Annotated in this window: 15 protein-coding genes and 10 pseudogenes; 12 read left to right on the top strand and 13 right to left on the bottom strand. The window is 56.7% G+C overall.

Annotation, left to right across the window (positions count from 1 at the left end):
• Nucleotides 1–478: 478 nt before the first annotated feature.
• The 8 genes and pseudogenes from IAG25_RS39965 to IAG25_RS39930 form a co-directional block, all read left to right on the top strand.
• Nucleotides 479–1,771, top strand: coding sequence for a hypothetical protein (locus tag IAG25_RS39965; RefSeq protein ID WP_187609759.1), 1,293 nt, complete (start codon nucleotides 479–481; stop codon nucleotides 1,769–1,771).
• 231 nt (nucleotides 1,772–2,002) lie between these two features.
• Nucleotides 2,003–2,140: a hypothetical protein gene (locus tag IAG25_RS39960; RefSeq protein WP_187609758.1), complete on the top strand. Its 138-nt coding sequence runs from the start codon at nucleotides 2,003–2,005 to the stop codon at nucleotides 2,138–2,140.
• A gap of 75 nt (nucleotides 2,141–2,215) precedes the next feature.
• A complete protein-coding gene (locus IAG25_RS39955; RefSeq protein WP_187609757.1) occupies nucleotides 2,216–2,422 on the top strand; it encodes a hypothetical protein in 207 nt (68 codons plus the stop codon).
• Between the two features lie 44 nt (nucleotides 2,423–2,466).
• Complete coding sequence (gene tnpB / locus IAG25_RS39950) at nucleotides 2,467–2,688, top strand: IS66 family insertion sequence element accessory protein TnpB (RefSeq protein WP_187609756.1); 222 nt, start codon at nucleotides 2,467–2,469, stop codon at nucleotides 2,686–2,688.
• A 411-nt stretch (nucleotides 2,689–3,099) separates the two neighbouring features.
• Nucleotides 3,100–3,762, top strand: a complete 663-nt coding sequence (locus IAG25_RS39945; protein ID WP_187609755.1) for a hypothetical protein — start codon at nucleotides 3,100–3,102, stop codon at nucleotides 3,760–3,762.
• A gap of 774 nt (nucleotides 3,763–4,536) precedes the next feature.
• Nucleotides 4,537–4,962, top strand: coding sequence for a hypothetical protein (locus tag IAG25_RS39940; protein ID WP_187609754.1), 426 nt, complete (start codon nucleotides 4,537–4,539; stop codon nucleotides 4,960–4,962).
• A gap of 547 nt (nucleotides 4,963–5,509) precedes the next feature.
• On the top strand, nucleotides 5,510–6,304 hold the full coding sequence (locus IAG25_RS39935; protein WP_187609753.1) for a hypothetical protein: 795 nt from the start codon (nucleotides 5,510–5,512) through the stop codon (nucleotides 6,302–6,304).
• 478 nt (nucleotides 6,305–6,782) lie between these two features.
• A pseudogene (locus IAG25_RS39930) lies at nucleotides 6,783–7,027 on the top strand (transposase); the annotation flags it as partial.
• Between the two features lie 2 nt (nucleotides 7,028–7,029).
• Here IAG25_RS39930 and IAG25_RS39925 read toward each other — a convergent pair.
• From IAG25_RS39925 to IAG25_RS39915, 3 genes and pseudogenes are all read right to left on the bottom strand, one after another.
• Nucleotides 7,030–7,605: pseudogene (locus tag IAG25_RS39925) on the bottom strand (ATP-binding protein); the annotation flags it as partial.
• A pseudogene (locus IAG25_RS39920) lies at nucleotides 7,602–8,626 on the bottom strand (hypothetical protein). The pseudogenes IAG25_RS39925 and IAG25_RS39920, both read right to left, overlap by 4 nt.
• 156 nt (nucleotides 8,627–8,782) lie before the next feature.
• Nucleotides 8,783–9,670 (bottom strand): tyrosine-type recombinase/integrase, encoded by an 888-nt coding sequence (locus tag IAG25_RS39915; protein ID WP_255504336.1) that lies wholly within the window; start codon nucleotides 9,668–9,670, stop codon nucleotides 8,783–8,785.
• 124 nt (nucleotides 9,671–9,794) lie between these two features.
• Between IAG25_RS39915 and IAG25_RS39910 the strand changes: the two are divergent.
• Both IAG25_RS39910 and IAG25_RS41915 read left to right on the top strand, forming a co-directional pair.
• Nucleotides 9,795–10,051, top strand: a pseudogene (locus IAG25_RS39910) (transposase domain-containing protein); the annotation flags it as partial.
• A 145-nt stretch (nucleotides 10,052–10,196) separates the two neighbouring features.
• Nucleotides 10,197–10,451 (top strand): annotated as a pseudogene (locus tag IAG25_RS41915) (IS21 family transposase); the annotation flags it as partial.
• An 84-nt stretch (nucleotides 10,452–10,535) separates the two neighbouring features.
• Here the strand turns inward: IAG25_RS41915 and IAG25_RS39905 are convergent.
• Nucleotides 10,536–11,018, bottom strand: a complete 483-nt coding sequence (locus IAG25_RS39905) for a SycD/LcrH family type III secretion system chaperone (RefSeq protein ID WP_187609752.1) — start codon at nucleotides 11,016–11,018, stop codon at nucleotides 10,536–10,538.
• Nucleotides 11,019–11,166: 148 nt separating this feature from the next.
• Nucleotides 11,167–11,942, bottom strand: a pseudogene (locus IAG25_RS39900) (IS701 family transposase); the annotation flags it as partial.
• Between the two features lie 124 nt (nucleotides 11,943–12,066).
• Between IAG25_RS39900 and IAG25_RS39895 the strand changes: the two are divergent.
• Nucleotides 12,067–13,372, top strand: a pseudogene (locus IAG25_RS39895) (IS256 family transposase).
• A gap of 1,081 nt (nucleotides 13,373–14,453) precedes the next feature.
• Here the strand turns inward: IAG25_RS39895 and IAG25_RS39890 are convergent.
• From IAG25_RS39890 to tnpA, 5 genes and pseudogenes are all read right to left on the bottom strand, one after another.
• The gene (locus IAG25_RS39890) at nucleotides 14,454–14,615 is read right to left on the bottom strand and encodes a hypothetical protein (RefSeq protein ID WP_187609751.1); all 162 of its coding nucleotides are present in this window, start codon (nucleotides 14,613–14,615) and stop codon (nucleotides 14,454–14,456) included.
• A gap of 12 nt (nucleotides 14,616–14,627) precedes the next feature.
• Entirely contained in the window at nucleotides 14,628–15,047 is a 420-nt protein-coding gene (locus tag IAG25_RS39885; protein ID WP_187609750.1) for an IS3 family transposase, read from the bottom strand.
• A gap of 249 nt (nucleotides 15,048–15,296) precedes the next feature.
• Nucleotides 15,297–15,600 (bottom strand): annotated as a pseudogene (locus IAG25_RS39880) (transposase family protein); the annotation flags it as partial.
• Nucleotides 15,601–15,740: 140 nt separating this feature from the next.
• Nucleotides 15,741–16,001: an IS66 family insertion sequence element accessory protein TnpB gene (tnpB, locus tag IAG25_RS39875; RefSeq protein WP_187609749.1), complete on the bottom strand. Its 261-nt coding sequence runs from the start codon at nucleotides 15,999–16,001 to the stop codon at nucleotides 15,741–15,743.
• Nucleotides 15,995–16,396, bottom strand: coding sequence for an IS66 family insertion sequence element accessory protein TnpA (gene tnpA / locus IAG25_RS39870; RefSeq protein ID WP_187609748.1), 402 nt, complete (start codon nucleotides 16,394–16,396; stop codon nucleotides 15,995–15,997). Before tnpA ends, tnpB (IAG25_RS39875) begins: the two co-directional genes overlap by 7 nt.
• Nucleotides 16,397–16,742: 346 nt before the next feature.
• Here tnpA and IAG25_RS39865 point away from each other — a divergent pair, with 346 nt between their 5' ends.
• Nucleotides 16,743–17,066, top strand: a complete 324-nt coding sequence (locus IAG25_RS39865; RefSeq protein WP_187609747.1) for a hypothetical protein — start codon at nucleotides 16,743–16,745, stop codon at nucleotides 17,064–17,066.
• 789 nt (nucleotides 17,067–17,855) lie between these two features.
• On the opposite strand, the pseudogene IAG25_RS41910 reads toward IAG25_RS39865, so the two are convergent.
• The 3 genes and pseudogenes from IAG25_RS41910 to IAG25_RS39855 form a co-directional block, all read right to left on the bottom strand.
• Nucleotides 17,856–18,225, bottom strand: a pseudogene (locus IAG25_RS41910) (transposase); the annotation flags it as partial.
• 36 nt (nucleotides 18,226–18,261) lie between these two features.
• Nucleotides 18,262–19,496, bottom strand: a protein-coding gene (locus IAG25_RS39860) for an IS3 family transposase (protein ID WP_187609746.1) whose coding sequence is annotated in 2 segments (ribosomal slippage) — nucleotides 18,262–19,142 and nucleotides 19,142–19,496 — 1,236 coding nt in all. Because the reading frame shifts where the segments join, the coding sequence is not laid out codon by codon here.
• Between the two features lie 115 nt (nucleotides 19,497–19,611).
• Nucleotides 19,612–19,926: pseudogene (locus IAG25_RS39855) on the bottom strand (transposase); the annotation flags it as partial.
• Nucleotides 19,927–20,138: the final 212 nt, after the last annotated feature.

Raw genomic sequence — 20,138 nt, 5'->3', positions numbered from 1 at the left:
CGCACAAAGCGCCATCAGTGCCCGGCTGCACGCTCCCTGCCATTCCTCAACGAGAAACCGCTCGTTTAGCGGATCAATTCCACGACGCCGTCGCTTAGTGTCGGATTTAGACCGGCGTTCACAGTTAAATGAGAAAGTCCTTTTAGCCAACTTCTCACTCTTCTTGGTCAACTCTGCAAGAGGGCTTTCAGCGAATCGCAATCCTGCCAGCGCTGGCGGAGCGGTGATCGTATGAGTAGGGGCTCGGACAAGACACAAAAGGTGCATGACATAAGAATCGGGCGCGCTGAGTGTTGAGAGGAGGTGCAAGCGCGACGACAACAAGCACAAGGCTGCGAGTTTACAATCGTCAGTGCGATTTTGAGAAAGAACGAGACGAAGCATCGCCTATCATGTCGTTTGAACCATGGGCTCGATAACATTCTAGAGGCCGCATGCCTCGCTAATTAAAGGTGCGATGGTGGGAGATATAGTGACGATGAGTACCCTATCAAGGGCATTTCTGGACATCGGCTCAGATGATGAGCGCGGCAGTAAGTCACCAATTGCGGTGCGAGGCGCAAGCTACGGGGATTATGGTGGTTTTAAGGACTTACTTCTCTCGATATTGACGTTCGGTATTTATTCCTTCATCAAAATCTCCAACGTGGCGAAGAAAAAAGAAGCTCTTGATCAACTAGTAAAAGATCTTCATCTTGCTCTGCTTACGAAGAAGCGGTGCGCCAATCAAGTTATCGTCAAAGTCGATCGCGAAGAAATCTCGTTTGCACAGAATGCGGACGAAACGGTGACAATTAGGAATTCCAATAAAGAGATTGCGATAATCCAAATGCCGTTTGTAGAGTTGCTTTCTCGCATAGAAGGTGAGTCAGGGCTCACGGCATATCCCGGTCAATTCCTGCTGCCGATCTACGATGAGCATTTTGACGAGGCGGCGTCGCTCCTCACTCGCGGCATGTTGTTAGACGAGCGCGGCTTTTCATATTTTCCCGTACAGACCCTCCAAGACATTTACGATATTCAGGACGACTTTAAGTACAATTTGAAACCCTCCAAAGCCTATATAGAATTGCGTAGCTTGTTACGTGAGCGTGGGGAGATGAAGGACGGAGTGATGGTGTTTTCGCCCGGTTTTATAACCGCGCTGGGCGCACTCCGCGACGAGCACGAGATGTCCGCGTTATTGCGATTCAAGTTTCTTTCATTTCTGCCGTTTTCCGGTGCAAGAGAAAAGTCACATGTTCTTGAGCGGCTTGTAAAGGAGATTCATCTGAGCCTTCTAGCCATGGGCTCGAACGGCAGTCGTGTTGCCGTCCAATTAGATCGGGAGAGCATTCATATCGAGCAGGACGAGGACGGCATTTTGAAAATTAAGTCAATTGATGCACGAACGGAGCGATGTATTAGAGAGGCAGCCTTAGGAGAAATGTCGCTTAGTGACTTGCGTCACTACGTACAAGCCGAGTCCGGACTTCGGTCCCTGCCCGATCGATTCACGCGACGTACTAACGACGAGCATTTTGATAGGGCGATTTCACTACTCACTCGCGGTGTCCTGTCGGACGCGAACGGCGTTTTGCATCTCGCCCCTGGAATCCTTAACGATGTCTCCAAAGAGCTCAAGATTGGTGGGGAAGTCTCGAGCGCATGTACAGAATTAGATGGCTTATTAACGAATCATCTGCGTGATGAGGATGGATTCGTGATCTTGTCGCGAGACACTCTAAGCGAACTGGATTCGCTTCATGAAAGGTACGAAATGCGCGACTAAGTTGTACGATTCGCAGACATTGCTTCGCTTACTTGGTCGGCGATGCTCTGGAGAAGTCCTGTTTCCAATCCATTCAAGATGCCGGATCGTTCTTCCGCTCTTCGTACGCAATTTGCACCTGCTCTGAGAGAGCCCTGATTTCACTAACTTCGTATCCGTCAGCGCAACCCGTCTTGATTGTCCGCGTGCATGATGCGAAGGTTTGGCCATCGTAGTGATTGGAGGGATGGGATGGACGACGACGCGGTGGGCCGTGCTGCGGTGCGAATGCGTGCGCGACGCCCGCGCCAGGGCGAAGCGTTCTGGCGAGAGATGGTGGCAACATCGAAGATCAGCGGCGTTGGCACTCGACGTTTCTATCGCGAATAAGGCCTTGCCGTCAGTACTTTCGGGTTGCGGCGCAAGAAGCTTACGGGCGAAACGCCTTCAACGAGTCCGCTGGCCGTGACGGCCGACGCCGCGTTTGTCATTGCTCGCCTCGAAAGTGAGCCTGCGGTGACACCATCATCTGCGTCAGCCGATACACCATCATCATCGACCCGTGATCGCGTCACGTTATCGATCGCCGGCGTTCGCATCGAATTGAGTGGCGAGCATGCTGAGCGCATTGTGCGCTTCGTGCTCGGGCAGCTTGGCGGTGCACGGTGCTGATCGCCGCTGACGTCCGAGCTTACATCTGCCGCGAGCCTGTCGACATGCGCAAGTCAATCGACACGCTGTCGTATCTGGTCGAACCGCTTCTTGCGCAGAAGCCGGCTTCGGGCAACCTGTTCGTGTTCGTCGGCCGGGACCGCATGAAGGGGAAGTGCCTGTATTGGGATCGCACGGGGTTCGCGCTCTGGTACAAGCGGCTTGAACATGGGCATTTCCCATCGCCCGCGGCGCTGGCGCAACGTGGATTCACGCTCGTGTTTTGAGGATTGCACAGGGGCGACTACCGAAAGTTCGTGCCGGCTAACGGATGCCAGTCCAGTTCTGGAGAGCGATTCGGTTACTCCGAATCCCGACCGATAAGAAAGGTTAAAAAAAGCGGAGATTTCTTACGGCTTTCTCGATGACTCGTTCAAGCAGTGCCCCATCGACGACTCGGATGACACATTCCGAATAGAAAAGGATAAAGCGACGATAGGTTTTTCAAGAAGAGCAATCGGCATAATGCCGGCGACGCTGGATTTGTTTCCGGGATAGACCGAAACAATGCGCGGCTGGGTAATAGAAGTGTCTTTACTTGGAACCTATGTAATCGCCTCGGTTTAGATGTTATTCCGGAGACGAAATTTGCTCATATCGACGGTGAGTTTGGTTATATCCAAGCTGTGGCGACTAGGGTGCCAGCCTTCCACGCCGGCAAAGAATGCTTCGTTCGAATTATGGAGGATCCGCAGCTAATTAAAAAGATGTTCGATCTGCAACTTCTCGATGCGATCACGGGACAGGCAGACCGCCATGCGGCAAACTACTTCATAGATGTGGAAGGCCACGCAGTATGGGGAATCGATAATGATCAGTGTGCCGGAGAGCTCGTGCGCCATCCGAACTACCTGATTTATGCGCAACACGGGGTGGCAGAACTAGATCCGGAACTCGAGCGGCATCCAAACGGAGTCCTTCTCAAAGATGCAAAGGACGTTCTAAAGGAGAGTGCCGGCTCTGCGGTTCGAGGAGTTTGGTTGCCTCCGGTAATGGATCACGATCAAATTGCCTCGATCAAACGCCTTACCGGTGATGAAGTTGAAAGTTGTATGCGTGACTGCGGTTTAAGCGGAGGCGGTGAAATTTCTTCGGCAAAAGCACGGCTACAATCGCTTAAGCAGCACATCAATGTATTGGAGATCCGTCAAGAAAATGGTCACCTTTCGATCATCGATCCAAATGATTGGGCCTTACAGACGACACGAGATCGACTCATTCCGCAGACCCAGTCTACTAGTCAAAATATTACGTTGAATACGAATTATCTGCAACGAGATGTAGCAATTTGGGCATATTAATCTATGTCGTAAGATTTATCAGTAGGAATGGAGCTGCACGTAAGAATATGAAAGCCACGAAAGCCGCGCCCGAAACGTCTCCGTTCGACGGGTACCCGTCCAATGGGCGAGTCTCGCGGCAAGACGCAGAGCGTAGGTCCGAAATTGAGAGGGTGGGGGCGGGCGGCGAGTTCGAGGCGGCCAATTCGCCTACCGGATAAAACAAACCATGATTGCGGCAACGCATTGGCGAGACAATCGAGTGTCACGCGCGACCGTTTTTTCGGAGCCCGACGGAATAGTAGGCCACGTCGTAGTCAAAAACTGCAGTCCGTGCCGCATCGGGTCCAAGACGGTCTGCTCACTGAGTAGATGTGCTCAGAGCGCGAATGTTCGTAACGGCTGCCAAGTTTCGGTCAGAAGGGGGGAGTCCGACTTCGGGGGATTGATGCGAGCCAATGATGCGCCTAACAACGAAAACGTACAACTGATGATGTCCTTGGCTCTGCCGCCGAAATTAGGTAATAGATAATAAAATGAACACCGAGGCCTCCTCGGCGGCATTTGCTGACGTTCGACGACAGCGATGTCGGATTTGCTACAGCGAGGGGCACAAAGCACTGCTGTGGTAGCGCTGGCGGCAGGGTAAGTCGCGCAGTTTTGTGCCCTGACTTGTTTTGTGCCCTAGCGGCCTGAGAGGCGCACGCGCCTCAAGCCTCGACCGCAGCCGGGCACATAACGCAGGTCGGATGGTGGATGATCAATCTCCCTTCCCATTTTGGAACGGAGGTTGTCATGTTGGAGTACTACTACGTCAAGCCAACCACCGTCGATCGTATTTTGGCCAACGTCGCCGGGGCCTATATCGAGCACTACGTCAGTTGGCTGCGTGCGCAGGGCTATGCGGACCGCAACGTTTGCAGACGCGTGCTCATTCTTTGCCAGTTCGGCGAATTCGCAAGCGCCCGCGGCGCAACCGACGGCAGACTGCGCTGGACCACATCGAGGCCTTCGCGCATCACCGGCTGTCGATTCACGGTAAGTCGTGCCATTCTGATGTCACTCGCGCGCAGGTCGCTTATGACGCGTGTAATCCAGTCCGACAGATGCTGGAGTTGGCGCTGTATGGCAGCGTCGGGGCATACCATGAACGCAAGCCGTTCCCGTTTAAATTGGAAGTTCCCGGATTTGCTAGCCACTTGCGCGACGACCGCGGATTAAAGGTCGATACCATCGGGCGCTACGCGCCTTCTACCTCAAAGGCTGGAGCGCATTTCTCGATGGTACTGGAGCCACATCACTGGCGTCGGTGTCGCCATCATTGCTCGCCACTTTCCTTGTCGAGCGTTGCGCGGTCTTGGCACGCACGACACGGCGCGATCTGTGTGGAACACTGCGCGTGTTCCTTAGGTACTGTCATCGTGAGAGGATCGTCGAGCGGGACCTCAGCGCGGCGGTGGAGGTGCCGCGGGTCCATCGTCTGGCCAATCTGCCGCGTGCAATCACATGAGACGAAGTCTGAGACATGGTCGGCTGCGTGGACGACATCAACAGACTCCGAAGGACACTGACGCGTCTCTGACCGAAAGTCCGTCCCTCAAACCGAGCCGACCTCAGAGATCCAATAAACAGAAGCGTTCCCGATTTTAAAAAGTACAGCGCGGTCGATTCCGTAGAATGGACAGGAATCGCTTGGCGAGCCGGCAGAGGCTGTCAAATGCAGGTTGGGAGATGGCACAAACGGTATCGGTTAAATTGGAGAGATGGGATGAGTCGGGTGACTGGGCGAACTAATACGCGGACTTTGGACGGAATTCAAGATGCCGAGATGCACGATGTTTCCAAGTTTTCGCATATGGCAAAGCACGAGGCGAGCTACGTCGACGCGATAAATATCAAGAATTTGCTTCTCTCGATGCCAACCCTTAGGACCTTCGATTTCATCAAGGTTGACAGTATAGATAAAAAGGGCGCAGCCATCGATCAAGCCTTGAAAGATCTCTGGCATGAAATGGCAAAGAATGGGCCCGACCAAATTCAAGAGGTTGAAGCGAAAATCGATGATAAGAGATTGGTTGTCACTGAGTTTAAGAATCTCATAAGCCGAGATTTTGATTTGAAAGTGTCCTTCGATGGAGAGGAAGTCATAATCGAGAGCATGAGAATGGTAGATTTCTGGTCCTCCCTGAATAGAGAGGTAGACCATATTGAGGTCTTCGGGGTGTTAGATATAGAATTAACTGGTTCCGATAAAGCGCGTGGGAGTCGTGAGATCGGAGACTATAATGCGGCTGTTGAACTTCTCAAGGCAGAGGGGGCAGTGTGTCGCGATTGTGAGTCTTCTTATCTTAAAGCCGGTATTGACGACAAGATTTGGGAAATGTTCGAGGAAGATGATGCCTCGGAGGAACTCCTTGCATTGGAGGAGTTGTTGAAAGCGCATACGGCTTTCGCTTTGGATGGGAGACTTAGGCTTAGTCCGAAATTTGAGGCAATATTTTGGAATTTCCATCAAGAGTGCTTAAAGCCAGACGGCAATATTTGGGGCGCCCTTAATTCCTGATGAGACGGCTACGGGCGACATCGGAGGGTCAGCGCGGCGCGCTCGCACTCATTCGCTTCGCCAGCCATCAAGCGTTAAGTGAATCGCCGTCTGCACAATCCGGATCGCTGCGCCGCCCGACATGCCCATAATACGTCGACGGTGCGATCAGCAGCAGGCGGCAGATCGGATCGCCGCCCCCTGCGTTTGGTACTCGTCTTGGTGCTCAAACACCATCCGCACCGCGCACTCCCGCACCTCATCTGAATATCGTGTCCCGATGGGCTTCCTTACCTTGCTTTCGCTTTCCATACTTCAAATCTCCAATTACAGCCAAGATCCGAAGTCTCCTACATCCTCGGCGCGGTTCATAACTAGTCGACCCTGAACAATCCTCAAAGCCTTACGCGACAAGACGTTGTGCCCCAAACCATGTTGAGCGAATTGCAGGAAGCAGGCATATTGACGCTTGATTCCTGCATTTTTTGACGAGGTGCGGATGGGTCCAAAGACGCCTGTGACGGAAGGGGATTTTTCCGGCAACCGCTGCGTGAGCAGATCAACCTGAAGCATCCGCTAGTCGGCTTGGCTGATCTGATCAACTGGGGCCGTTTGGGCAGTTCGATGAGTGAGAGCTTCGTTTCGAGCAGAGGACGCCCGGCCACCTCACCGCGACGGATCGCCGGTCTGTTGTATCTTCAACATGCGTTTGACCTGTCCGACGAAGAGGTCGTGTGGCAATGGTTCAATTCGAACAGCACGCTCGTTTCCGCCTGGTCCTTTCTGACGTATGACAGGTCATCCAGGATGATCAGATCGAAGTGATCGAGCTTGGCGAGCATCGATGGCAACTGCAGGCTTTGGCGTGCCGCCTGCAGCTTCTGCACGATTTCGCCGGTGCGTGTGAACAGCACCCGGTACCCGGCGTCGATCAGCGCATGACCAATGCCGGAGCCCAAATGGCTCTTCCCAGCACCCGGTGGCCCAAACAGCAGGATCGTGGCGCCTTTCTCGAGCCACGAGTCGCCGCTCGCGAGCGCCATTACATGTGCCTTGGACACCACCGGTACCAAGCCGAAGTCGAAGGCCTCGAGCGTCTTGCTTGGGTCCAGATGCGATTCGACGCGATGCCGCTCGATGCGCCGTTTCGCGCGCTCGGCCAGTTCGTGCTCGAGCAGCGCGCCGAGCAGGCGCGTCGATGGCCAGCCTTCCTTGTCGGAGCGCTGAGTGAACTCAGCCCATAGCCGCGCGATCGTCGGCAAGCGCAACTCGGTGAGCATCAGCCCCATACGGGCGGCATCGTAAATTGCGGGCGCGTTCATACAGATGCCTCCTCGCCAAGCAGCGTGTCGTAGAGAGCGGCCGTCGGCATGTCCACAGCCACGTCTGGGCATTGCGCCCGCCGCGGCGCAAATTTTCTGTAGTTGCTCGAGATCGGGCAGCTCACCAGCGGCGAGCAACGCCTCGAGCCGCTCAGCAAGAACGGCCTCGACTCCGTGATTCGCGGCCAGTTCCAGTAAGCCGACCATGGTCTTGCAGGCTTCGCGCTGCGTGAGCCGAGCCTCAAGCCGCTCCCACGTCCGGCGGTACGCCTCGCGTGGGAACAAGTCGTCGCGAAACACCAGCCCCTTAAACGCCTGGGGCTTGCGCTTGAGCGCCTCGATGAAGTGCCGGTAGTCGAGCTTGCGACGGCGACTATTGGCCGCATGCGAGCCGCGTGCTGTGTTGTGCACGAGCGCGCCGATGCTCATGCGGGCAGCCGCCGGCTTGCCACCGCGCGTTCTGTAATCCGGTGGAGAGGGCCTCGAAGCTCTCGCCACCTTCGACGACATAGGCGTATTCCCAGTGCGAGAACGCGAGCACGAAGTGATAGAGCCGGTGATCGAGGGGCGCGCCGGCGACCGTCACGCGCAGATCCCGCATGTCGGTGAAATCCGAGAGCCCCTGCACGCCGGGCAAGTGCTGCTGCGGGAAGAAGATCTCCTTGCCAGGGCCCTCGAGTGCGCGCCATTGGCTGACGCGCCGCTCGAGCGTACGCCGCATGCTGTCAGGGAAGAGGCCCGGATGCGCCTCTTGCAGTTTGCACAGCAACGTGATGGCCTTGAGCCGGGGCGCGTGGCGCAGCAATGGCACGACCTCGCTCTCCCAAACTTCCGCGAACGGATCGTGACGTGTACGCCACGCGCGTGATGGCTTCTGCGACGGCAGACGGCCGTCATGCTCGATGCGCCGGGCCGTGCGAACGCTCATGCCCGCCATCGCCGCGGCGACTTCCTGAGTGTGATGTTTGCGCTTGCTCATATAGAGTCGGACCTGCTGGTCCGTCACGTAGGTTCCAGGCATGGCTGTTCGCTTCTTGTTCGACGCGATCAGCCATCGTAAAACCCCGCTACTCCGGCGCCGCCGGTAGTTCGTCGTCTCCGGCGGCTACGCCGCCTTCGACTCCTCACCACCGGCCAAGGTAACTGTCAAAGGACCGGCCAAGATAATTGTCGTTCTCTATCCAACCTCCGATGAGAGCGGCACGTGCTCGACCATCTGCCCCTTGCCATGAACGACGAGTTTCCCCGAACGCCAGTGAATGTCGTCGAGCTCGATTTCGATGATTTCTCCGGCACGTAAGCCGAGCCTCGCCAACAACAGCAGGATTGCATAGTCACGGAGCCCAGTCGGAGTCGACCGGTCTGCAGATGCAATGAGAGCTTTTTGCTGCTCAGGCGTGAGGAACGTCGGCACAGTCGACTGTCGCCACTTACGAACCGAGGGCACTGACCCAGCCAGGTCTCGGGCCGTATCGCCACGCAGAAAGAGGAAATGGCAGAACGAGCGAAGCGCAACTGCCATCAGCCGCGTGTATTCCGCCGATCGGCCTTTGCTGCGGGCAAGAAGATGATTCCGGAGCGTTACCGCGTCAAATGCATCTGGCAATAAACCTCCGTCGCCGGCCGAGTGACTGTCGAGAAAGTCGCGAATGAACGGACCGTAGACGAGCACAGAGTTCTTCGCGAGTCCACGATCCTGCCTCAGATAGTCCAGGTATCGGCGATAAGTGTGCGCGATCGCAGACTGGCTGCCTAATGTCGGCGAACACACAATGGCTTCCGCGCGCAGATAGGCGAGAAACTGCCGCAATGTGGGACGAGCACGCTGGACGCGGTCTCGTGATGCGTCGATCATGCGCTTCATAAAACGTGCCGTGACAGACTCATCGAGGTCAATCAGGTCGATGTTCCTGTGCTTCATCCACCCAGAGAACGCACACAGGACTCTTCGTTTCTTGCGAAGCGATACCTCGGAGTAGTGAGCCGTCCGTAGACGATCAAGAAATGCATCGATGTGATGGGCCGGCAGCCCGCCGGATTCGCTGACTGTGCGTGTCGCATTCATCTGATCTCTCCTGGCCAGCGCGATAGCCAGCCTAAGAAATCATAGATTTATGCCGATGCAGCGATCAGGAAAGGCCATACTGACCGCCACGCGCATGCGTGACGCGGCATAATCGCGGAGTCGGCATGATGTCATCGAGCGCGACATCAGGCCGTTTGCCACAGCGAGAAAATCGTGGCTGTTCAGCGATACGAAGCCGGTGCGAAAGCAAGCGCGGTCGTCTACAGTCTGATGCTCACGTGCCGAGCTTGCGGCGTCGAACCATATGCCTGACTGCTGCACGTGCTAACCGAGTTGCCGCAGCGGTCCCCGGACGCTGACATCCGCGACCTGCTGCCGTTCAACTACGCCAAGCGGCAGGCCAAGGCAAGCGTCAGCTGAGCCAGCGAGCACGCTTCGATCATCGCGTTGGCGCGCACGCCGTCAGGACCGCTAGACGCGGCCATGCTTGCCCTTCGCTTGCTATTGATTCCCTGTTCGGTGTGCTAAATCTACCGCTTACTTTCGTTCGTGCTCTGCGTCTACCGACCCTGAACAGTTCGATCACCTCGAGTTCGCTGCCGGCGAAGGAGCCCAGGTCGACTGCGGTGAAGGCGCGCTGACCCGCGACCCTAAGACCGACTGCTACCGCCGCCCCAGGCTGCTCGTCATGACCCTGCGGTACTTGCGGCGCAGCTTCCGGCGTGTGGTTTGGAAGTCCAGTCAACAGGGCTGGGCTCAGCTCCACGAGGAAGCCTTTCGCTATTTTTGCGGCGCCGTCAGCTATAGCCTACGGCGCAATTCCTTTTGTGCCGCTGCACTCCTCCTACGACGGAATTCCAACGCGCTAATTTCCCTTGGCTCTACTTCCCTACCCTGGGAAGAATTAACCCACTCCATCGACATTCACCGCGATCGTCTCGTGAGAAAAGAGTGAGAGTTGCAGCGCAATCTCCTCTCTAAGGTCCGCATACTCAGGCTTGCTCGCACACCACTTGATTGCTGCATCCAGTGCCTTGCGGGCATTCTCTGGCTGACCAGCGATTCGATAACTCTGCCCGGCAAGATATGCTGGGCGCGGATCATCCAGGCGTAACAGTCCGGCTTGCCCGAAACAAAACACCGCCTCCATATGTTCAGAAAGGCGTTGGCAGCAAAGTCCAAGCGCAAACCAATAATCAAACTGCCAATGGCTGAGGCGGGATAACAGCATGTAAAAGCGCTTGGCCGCCGCATAGTCTCCGCCATCAAAGAGCTGAGTGGCATATGCGTAGACATGCTCAAGATCACGCGGATCCATCTTCATCAGCGCCTGCACCGTCCCACCTCTTTGAAAAAAATCGCGTACGGTATCTAGGTCGTCTTGCATACGGTATGCCTGCTTCGAACGTTGAAACGATTGGCCTATCGTAGTTATCTCTATTTAATAGAACCTTGGAAATTTTGTCGCGCGTTTTGTGTTTTGGAAAGTAGTCATCCGAGTTAGGGATTTCCCGCCTCGATGTTTAGTATTATCGTGTCACAATACAGTATTTGGTTGGTTCGGGCTCGCCAATGGGCCGCTCGATAAGCAACCATTCTTCATCGCGCGGCGCAGCCCGCCAATAATCGCGGTGCGAAGCCCGCACGCGCAACGCCGCAAAGCGGGAACTCAGGGCGGTACGCGTACCTTCGCGCCACGAAACGGTCTGATAGCGGGATGGTTCGAGCGCTAGCGCAAGGTCTTTGACTGCGACGGGACTATGTCGGAGCAAGGTCCGGTGGCCATACGCGGGTGCTCGACTGGATACCCACGGCGTGTTGCAGTCCCAGTTCACTCACGCCATCACGAAACGCCCCTTCGGAAGGTAAAGCTGGTAAGCGACGGGCAGGCTCGCCTCCGTGGTGGCTACCGACAGGCTCACGGCTACCTGGTAATTGCCCTGCTTACCCAACTGCCCGCAATATTGCCGCGCCACGCCCACCGAATGCTTTCCCATCTCCGGAAAACCGGTATCGTCAATGATCCAATACAACCCCTTTGACGGATTCATGTGCGGCAATACCCGGCGACGAACCTGTTCACAAATGCGGCGTCAGACCATTCGGACTTTGAAACGAAGTGATGCAGGGACTGGTGCCGCGCACTTACGCGATGCGGCTCGCGATGGGCCGCCCGCGGCTCAATACTTCCACGCGCAATCAGCAACATCAACCCTTGACAATATCCCACCAGACCGGCACGACGATCACTGTGTCCAATTGTGTCGCAGAGGTGTTCCAGGTACTCGTCGAACGATGATTCCCAGTCCATCGCTTCCTCATGAAAACGATGAACAAACTCCTACAATGCCACGGATTTTATGACACCGCTGTACTAGGAGCCTGTCAAATTTTAGTGTGCCGAGGTCATGAGACGATAAGGGGAATAACGTCCTATGACCGAAGCAACCGTGACAAAGAAGAACCAGAGCACAAAGGCACCGAAGCTGTTTCCCGATGAGCTAATTGACCAATTGCTTGCACAAGTTCAGGGCAAGGATGCCGAGTCGGTCCTGGGCGAATCGGGTCTGGCCGGCCAACTCAAGAAGCGGCTGGCCGAACGCATGCTCGCGGCCGAGCTGAGCCACCGTCTGGAAGCCGAGACCGAGCAAGGCAAGGCTGGCAATCACCGCAACGGCACTAGCACGAAGACGGTCCTGACGCCCAACGGCGAACTGAAGCTGGATATTCCGCGCGACCGGCAGGCGACGTTTGAGCCGCAACTGGTTGGCAAGTATCAACGCCGGCTGCCGGGTTTCGACGACCACGTCATCAGCATCTATGCGCGCGGCATGAGCGTGCGCGAGATTCAGGGCCATCTGCTGGAGCTGTACGGGCTGCAGGTGTCGCCCGATCTGATTTCGACGGTCACCGACGAGGTGCTGGCTGAGGTCGAGCAGTGGCAGCAACGCCCGCTCGAGGCGATGTATCCGATCGTGTACTTTGACGCGCTGCGACTGAAGATCCGCGACGAAGGCACCGTCAAGAACAAGGCTGTCTATCTGGCGCTGGGCATCCGCGCCGACGGTCGCAAGGAAGTGCTGGGACTGTGGATCGAGCAAACCGAGGGCGCCAAGTTCTGGTTGAAGGTTTTCAACGAACTGAAGAACCGCGGCTTGAACGACATCCTGATCGCGGTGGTCGATGGCTTGCGCGGCTTCCCTGAAGCGATTGAGGCGGTCTATCCGGGCGCCCAGATCCAGACCTGCATCGTGCATCTGATCCGCAATTCGCTGAATCTGGCGAGCTGGAAAGACCGCAAGCCGCTGGCGGCCGCGATCAAGCCGATCTACCAGGCTGCCACCGCCGAGGCGGCGGCAGCCGCGCTCGAGGCCTTTGCAAGCAGCGATTGGGGCCGCAAATTTCCTACCGTCGCGGCGATGTGGCAGCGCCAATGGGAACAGGTGATTCCCTTCTTCGCCTATCCGCCCGAGGTGCGTCGAATCGTATATACGACAAACGCCATCGAGAGCATGCACATGCAGTTGCGCAAGATCGTCAAGAATCGCGGCCACTGCCCGAGCGACGAAGCTGCCAGCAAACTGCTGTATCTGGGCCTTGCGCAACATCGAGAAGGACTGGAAGATGCCGCCTATAACCTGGCGGCAAGCAGTCAATCAGTTCGCCATTCTGTTCGGCGAGCGCTTCACCTGCGCCATCAGCTGCGATTCTTTAATCGACCTCAGCACACAAGATTTCTGACACGTCCGCGGCTCCGCCATCGATGCTCGAACGACACGATGGCCCGGCTATGCTAAGTGCGCGGAACCAGTCCCTGCATCACTTCGTTTCAAAGTCCGAATGGTCCGACGTCGCATTAGTTGAACAGGTTCGTCGCTGGTTATCCCGTCCCAAGTCCATTTGCAGCAGTAGTGCGCTTCCTTCTTCGGGGTCGGGCAAGACCCGATGGTCCACTCTCAAGAGTTGAAGCCTCTACAAAATCCGGGGCGGTTCATCGGTAGCACCTGAGTCAAGGAAAGTTGGCGTCAATTCAATCGGGAAGCCGCATCACGCCAGTTCTTCTGATAAGTGAGCGCGCGTTCATAAAGGATTTTCACCAGTCTGTTAGAGGATCCTCGCGCACAATCGGAAGGATCGGTTGTTTTTCGATAGCTTCGTCCGACCACTCTCCTAAAATCATCAGCGGTAGTCTCCCGGCTACTGCTCATTGGTCGAGCTTGATGAGCCGCAGCCTTGCTGCGGCTTTTTTTTTGGTTCTTCGCAGAAATTCATGGATGTCCGTTGACGATTTTGTAATTTGATGTCTCGGGCGAGCGTTGGAGGCGGGATTGCTCGGTTGCAAAGCATTGGAACCGCCCGGTCCCTCGAGGGGCTATAGTTAGCATATGGAGTGTCCGGAAGGTGAACATGGCACGCTTTTTGGGGTGACCCGCTTCCATGTACGGTTAAGCGGTTGAATTTCGACTGGACTGGTTTCCTCCGGTTTGAGCCGTGCGGTGAGTTGTCCACGGCCGGTCGGCGGGTCGCTCGCTACGACCACGACGCCGGCCGGCGGTAGGCAACTTACCAATAGAGCGGATTCGGTTTTGTTCGTTGTGAAGTTGCTCGTAGCGGATCGGCAAGCGGTAACCTATGCTGCTATGACGACGGCCGACGTTGTACCAACCTCCGATCCACGAGAACAGCGCTTGCCGCACGTGCTCACGGGTTTTGAAGTGTGTGCGGGCGCGGCGATTCGCATTCGAGCGTGGCGAAGAGGCTCTCACACATGGCGTTGTCGAAGCAGTCCGCCACGGTCCCCGTCGACAGACGCACGCCAGCTTCACGGCAGCTTCACGGCAGCTTCACGGCAGCGGCAGCCGAAGGCAATGGATGTGTATTGGCGCGCCTGATCGGAATCATGGACGACGTCGACGGGACGGCGTTGCATGAGGGCCACGTCCAGCGCCCTGAGCATCAGCTCCGTGTACTGGTGATCCGACATCGCCCAGCCCCACTATCCGGGGCTGAACACATCGGGCACCCCCGCGAGATACAGGAATGCTTCGGCAGTCGGCACATAGGTCGCATCCGCTACCCACAGTCGACTGGGCGCATCGGCCACGAAGTGCCGCTGCACGAGATCTGGCGCGGGCCGCGCATCAGGCTCGCACCGTATGGTGCTGATCCAGCGCCGCCGGCTCACACCGCATCGGCGTGCCAGACGCATCAGACGGGCAACCCGTTTGCGTCCAACATGCCCGCCTTTCTCGGTGAGTTCGAAATGAATGCGAGGCATGCCGTAGGTGTCGCGCGAGAAGGCGTGAATCGCTCGGATGCGCGTGAGCGGTTCGGCGTCGCTGCACGCTCGCTTCGATGGCGCGCGTTCAAGCCACGCGTAGAAGCCGCAGGCGGAGACTCCGAGCAGCCGAGCCATCGTTGCCGTGGGCCATCTGGCCTGATTCGCTTTCATTAACGCGAACCCTTCCCGGGCACGGTTACGGTCTCCCGTGCAAACCACCGCCGCTATTGGCAGAGTCTCCGCTCACGCTCGAGCTGGCGTACCTTGCGGCGCAGCCGAGCCGAGCCCGAAATTCAGGCGGGCAGGGGTTACGGTGCTTTCCTATGATGGGCCACCTTCTGTTCCAAAGGATAGCAAGGTATCCACGAAACCGTGTCAACTCCAGTAACGCCCTAGCCAGTCCAGCCGCTCCAGTGGCGGACCAGAGCGGCGATCGCACCGGGCGCGCCGGCGCGGCACATGCAGCACCACTCGATATTCAAAAACAGCGGAAGATCGCGAACCCGGCGTACGGTTGTCTCCTGAATCTGCGTGCAGCGGGCGCCGCATTGCTCGCAGCGCATCACTTTGCCGACCGGCTTCAGATACAACGAAAGCGTGCGGTGCTCGCCTTGCGGCCATTCCACCCACTCCACCAGCTAGCCTTTCCAGAAACCCTCAACGCTTCCAATGCTTTTCGATCCAACAATTCGGCCTCCAGCGTCTATTTCTAGACGTCAGATTACAAAATCACCGATGGGCATCCAAGAAATTCTGCGAAGAACCTTTTATTTTGCGCATCGTCGTCCGGCGAGCCGACATCGTCAGTTTCTCCCAAAAGGAGCCACCTTAACCGCCGGCGGATTCAGCCATCCGCAGTACCGACAACGAGACGTGTTCAAGTCGCTTGTACCAGAGCGCGAACCCGGTGCGATCCCAATATAAGCACTTCACCTTCGTGCGGTCCCGGCCGACAAACACGAACAGGTTGCCCGAGGCCGGCTTCTGCGCAAGCAGCGGTTCAACCAGATACAACAGCGCGTCGATCGATTTGCGCATGTCGACCGGCCCGCGGCAGATGCAGGCTCGGAGATCAGTGGCGATCAGCACCGTGCACCGCCAAGCTGTCCGAGCACGAAGCGCACAATGCGCTCGGCGTGGACCCCAACCAGTTCAATGCGAACTCCAGCGCGCGTCACGATCACGCGATCACGAGCGGACGAACTATCCACGCTCGATGAAGGCGGCGTCGCGAGCGGAGTTGCGTCCGAATGTGCGACGACAAACGCAGCGTCCGGGGTCATCGCGAGCAAACACGCTGGTGCCATGGACGCTTCCGCGAGCTTCTTGCGCCACAGACCAAAAGTACTGACCAGTCCTTGCTCGAACAAGAAATGTCGTGCACCCATTCCGCTCGCTCGCCACGCCACAACCATTTCTAGCCAAAACGCCTCGCCTTGCCTGGGCCGGCGAGTAGCGGCCTCGACACCTGTTGCGTTCTCCATCGCGTAGCTCCGGTTCTTACGATGGAAACGCCTTCGCATGGCGTTAACTTCGCCTCAAGACGGGATGCGCAGACTGATACAGCGAAACGGCTGTTCACCTTCCTGAGGAAAACCGGTCCGACTTTAACCGAAGTCCCTGTTCGGATTCGCCGAAATACGCACTCCTCTGTGCCAGCGTTCAATTGACGCTTATGACAAACAGCGTGGCAGAACACAAAAGTACCAAAAGAGGCGGTCTGATAGGCTGCGATCGAGGTGGTCCGTATTTGGGAGGCGATAGCCGACGGAACAGTCTATTCAATGCGTGGTCAATGACAGAGCCTTGGCTAAGTCGAAGGAGATCAATATGTCCCTGGCGAAACTCGGATTCAAATATCTCTGTCATCTGCGCTCGAGAAGCGGGCGTCATCGCAAGGGTCGCGTAGCCGCACTTGTCGCCGCGCGTTGGACCCACCGTACAGACGCGTGTGACAAGAAGTTCGACATTAGCATGGAGGTGGCTGAGGCGAACCGCATAGTGGATGACAACGCCCTTCTGCTCGCCGCGAAGCGTCTCGAGGACGTTCGTACGCTCTATAAGACAATCGGCGCTGTCGTAATAACGGGGATTTCGATCGGCGTCGGCTGGTTCCTCAGTGCCGCCGCCTCCGCGAAGGCGCTTTGGCATTAACTCTCAGAATTTAGGTTATTCGAAGTCTACCGCCTTCTTGGAATGACGTACACGCATGCGAACTGCCACGTCTCACGTAAAGAGCGCCGCAAAGGGAAGCTGTGCGTGTCACGCCACCAAATCAAAGGATGACCGAAATGATAACGCTCCTCGCAGAGATCTCGGTTGCATGTCTACTCATTGGCTGTTCGGTTATCCTTTTAAGGGGCGCGACAAGAGAGAAAGAGCGTCAGAATCAGCTCGAGGAAGCGCGTCTGCGCATCAACTGGCCCACATCTTACAGAATAATTGTTCCGGCGGAAAAGCAAGTATTCCGCGGGCGTTCGGACCAGTCCGGAAGCGGGGACGCTGGCTGGTGAGCCGCATAGCAAATCTGGTCCCAGGATGGGGAAATTTGGAAGCAAGGGTTAATGGGGACCATCCGGCCGCGGCCGTCGAATGGAAGGTGCCAACTGATGACGTTGGGGGCTCTGCCAACAATTGATGTATCGGGTGCTTTTTCAAGGACGTCCTCGTGATCGAAAGTGAGCCGTTCGAAGCGAATTGATCCTTAGCCTGTCACGCCTGCTCGGAAATTCAAAAAGCCTGAACGGCATGCCGGCATGCCGAGTAACGTTGGCCGCGAAAGGCAATTTGGGGGCCAGCCCGGGTGACCGCGCACGGTGGCGAGCGTCGACTCGATCGGATTGGCTAATCCCTGGTGCTGTGAGCGCTCCGCTGGCAAGGCGTAGAACGCGAGCACGTTTATGGCGATTTTCTTACGAGCTAGGCTTAGAAGCTGTTGCAGAATTAAGTTCCAGGCTTCTTAAGCCGGTTCCAGCAGATCAGCGCGCACGCGAGCGAAAGGAATGCCTCGTGAATATAGTCATATCGTTCATAACGAATCTTCAGGCGTCGAAAGTAATGCCGCCAGGCAATCGAGCGCTCGGCGACTCACCGCGTTTCGCCCAGACAGCTACCGTGCGGTGCGCCGATACGAGCGAATTCTGGCACGATGCCCCTGCTTGCGCAACGCCTGCCGGTGCGTATTGGAGCTGTGACCTCAGTCGCCACGAACGATGCCGGGTTCGCGCACGGAGCGCCCTCGCTTGCCGCAAATCGGCGGAATGGCCGAGACCAGCGCATTTAGTTGCTTGGTGTCGTGACCGTTCGCGTCACTGGATTTGCCCCCGCATAACCGGACGCCCGGTCACGCTTAGGTTGGAGAAACTGCTTGCCGACGAAACTCACGCGGCGAGCGGTATTTCAGGGCGCTGTGCGGGTGTGACTCGTTATAGTGGTCGAACGCGATGGCCAGGTTTTGCAGCGCCGTCCTGGCGTCGGGCTTCGGCATCCACGAAACGTAATCACGCTTCATCGTTTTAACGAAGCTCTCGGCCATCCCGTTGCTTTGCGGGCTTCTCACGGGTGTCGCGACCGGCTTCAGTCCGATTTTTCGAGAGAACTTTAATGTGTCGTCGGCAATGTAGCAGGAACCATTGTCGCTTAACCACTCGACTTCGGTTTCAGTCTTCAACGCGCCGGCGAAGCGGTTCTCGACGGCTTGAAGCATGACGTCACGCACCATGTCGCCAGTGTAACCGCCTGTGCTTGCGGCCCAACTCATCGCTTCGCGGTCGCAACAGTCGAGTGCGAAGATGACACGCAATGGAGCACCGTCATCGCAGCGGAACTCGAAGCCATCCGAGCACCAGCGCATGTCGCTTCTGTCCACCGCGACCTTACCATCATGCCGACGCGTAGACGAAGCTTGACGAGGGCGACGTTCAAGCAGCAGGCCGTGGCGACGCATCACGCGATACACCCGCTTTGCATTGACGCGCGGTTGAGCCAGCGCATCCCGGCTTCGCCTCAGCAGCGCCCAAGCACGTCGATATCCATATGTCGGCACCTCGCCTAACAGCTCGTGAAGTTCGACGACAAGCGCCATGTCGTCGAGGACGGGCATCTTGCGTCGGTCGACCCAATCAGCCGACCGCTTCGATTTGACTGCGAGATTCGAGCGCGACACACCCAGGACTTCACAGACCGTTTTCAACGGTCGTCCCCCGGCAGCAATGGTGAGCGCGCAGTCAATTTTTTTGCTCGACCATACTCCACTGCTTCACGGAGGATTTCTACCTCCATCGTCTTCTTTCCGAGCAATCGCTGCAACTCGCGAATTTGCTTCATCGCTTCGGCTAGGTCTGATGCCGGCACAACCTGCTCGCCGGCACTGACCGCCGATAGGCTCCCGTCCTGATAGAGCTTGCGCCAGCCGAAAACCTGGTTGGCATTTACTTGATGCCGGCGAGCGACGCCAGAAACCGTTGCACCGGGCTCGAAGGTCTCGCGAACTATCGCAAGTTTCTCTTCAACAGAACGCCGGCGGCGCTGCTCCGGCTGGGTCAGAACTTCTAGAGGTTCCACGTTGTGACTAGGCTTAAACATAGGCAGAAGACTACCTCAAAATTTAAGCGTTACCGCATGTCCGGCGTTTGCGGGGGCTGGCCCAATCGTGAACTACCAGTCGGTCACGGTTCTTACTGAAAGTGGAGTGGTCTCAAACCGCATCGTCCATCGCGAGTCCGACGAACCAGCGAAACAGCATGTTGTAGGAGATTTGCTCCATCAACATGCGCTCGCTTCGTATCGAATACAGCACCTGCAACAGCAATGAGCGAATCAGTTTCTCCGGCGCGATGCTCGGACGACCGCCCTCGAGCTCGCTCTCATACATGCGCGAGAAGACCGCGTCCATGCGAGCGAGCGCATCGTTCAACCACAGTCGAATCGGTCGCAACGGGTGATTGGCCGGAACGAAGTCATCCAGTCTGGACATCGTGAACATCGATTCGGTGTAGCCGTCCGCTCCGCGCATCGCTTCGGTCTCAGTGTCGTTCGATTCCTTCAATCAACGTTTGCCCCTCCAGCCCGGATGACCCGCGTAGAGGGTATTTCAACAGCTTACTAGTCTTACTGTGTCATAAAACACATGGCATTATAGGAGCTTCTTCATCCTTTGCATGAGGAAGTGATGGACTGGGAGACGTCGTTCGACGAGTATTTGGAACATCTATGTGAGGCAGTCAG

Source organism: Caballeronia sp. EK, assembly GCF_014384845.1.
GTDB classification, from domain to species: Bacteria; Pseudomonadota; Gammaproteobacteria; order Burkholderiales; family Burkholderiaceae; genus Caballeronia; species Caballeronia jiangsuensis.
This window is presented reverse-complemented; position numbering and strand designations above follow the sequence as displayed.

Bases quoted from the DNA above. Each gene is read 5' to 3' on its own strand.
- IAG25_RS39865 (WP_187609747.1), top strand. From the start codon at position 16,743: ATGTCCCTGGCGAAACTCGGATTCAAATATCTCTGTCATCTGCGCTCG.
- IAG25_RS39890 (WP_187609751.1), bottom strand. From the start codon at position 14,615: ATGTCGGATCACCAGTACACGGAGCTGATGCTCAGGGCGCTGGACGTG.
- IAG25_RS39905 (WP_187609752.1), bottom strand. From the start codon at position 11,018: ATGCAAGACGACCTAGATACCGTACGCGATTTTTTTCAAAGAGGTGGG.
- tnpA (WP_187609748.1), bottom strand. From the start codon at position 16,396: ATGGAGAACGCAACAGGTGTCGAGGCCGCTACTCGCCGGCCCAGGCAA.
- tnpB (WP_187609756.1), top strand. From the start codon at position 2,467: ATGCGCAAGTCAATCGACACGCTGTCGTATCTGGTCGAACCGCTTCTT.
- IAG25_RS39915 (WP_255504336.1), bottom strand. From the start codon at position 9,670: ATGAATGCGACACGCACAGTCAGCGAATCCGGCGGGCTGCCGGCCCAT.
- IAG25_RS39935 (WP_187609753.1), top strand. From the start codon at position 5,510: ATGAGTCGGGTGACTGGGCGAACTAATACGCGGACTTTGGACGGAATT.
- IAG25_RS39965 (WP_187609759.1), top strand. From the start codon at position 479: ATGAGTACCCTATCAAGGGCATTTCTGGACATCGGCTCAGATGATGAG.
- IAG25_RS39885 (WP_187609750.1), bottom strand. From the start codon at position 15,047: ATGGCTCGGCTGCTCGGAGTCTCCGCCTGCGGCTTCTACGCGTGGCTT.
- IAG25_RS39940 (WP_187609754.1), top strand. From the start codon at position 4,537: ATGTTGGAGTACTACTACGTCAAGCCAACCACCGTCGATCGTATTTTG.
- IAG25_RS39960 (WP_187609758.1), top strand. From the start codon at position 2,003: ATGGACGACGACGCGGTGGGCCGTGCTGCGGTGCGAATGCGTGCGCGA.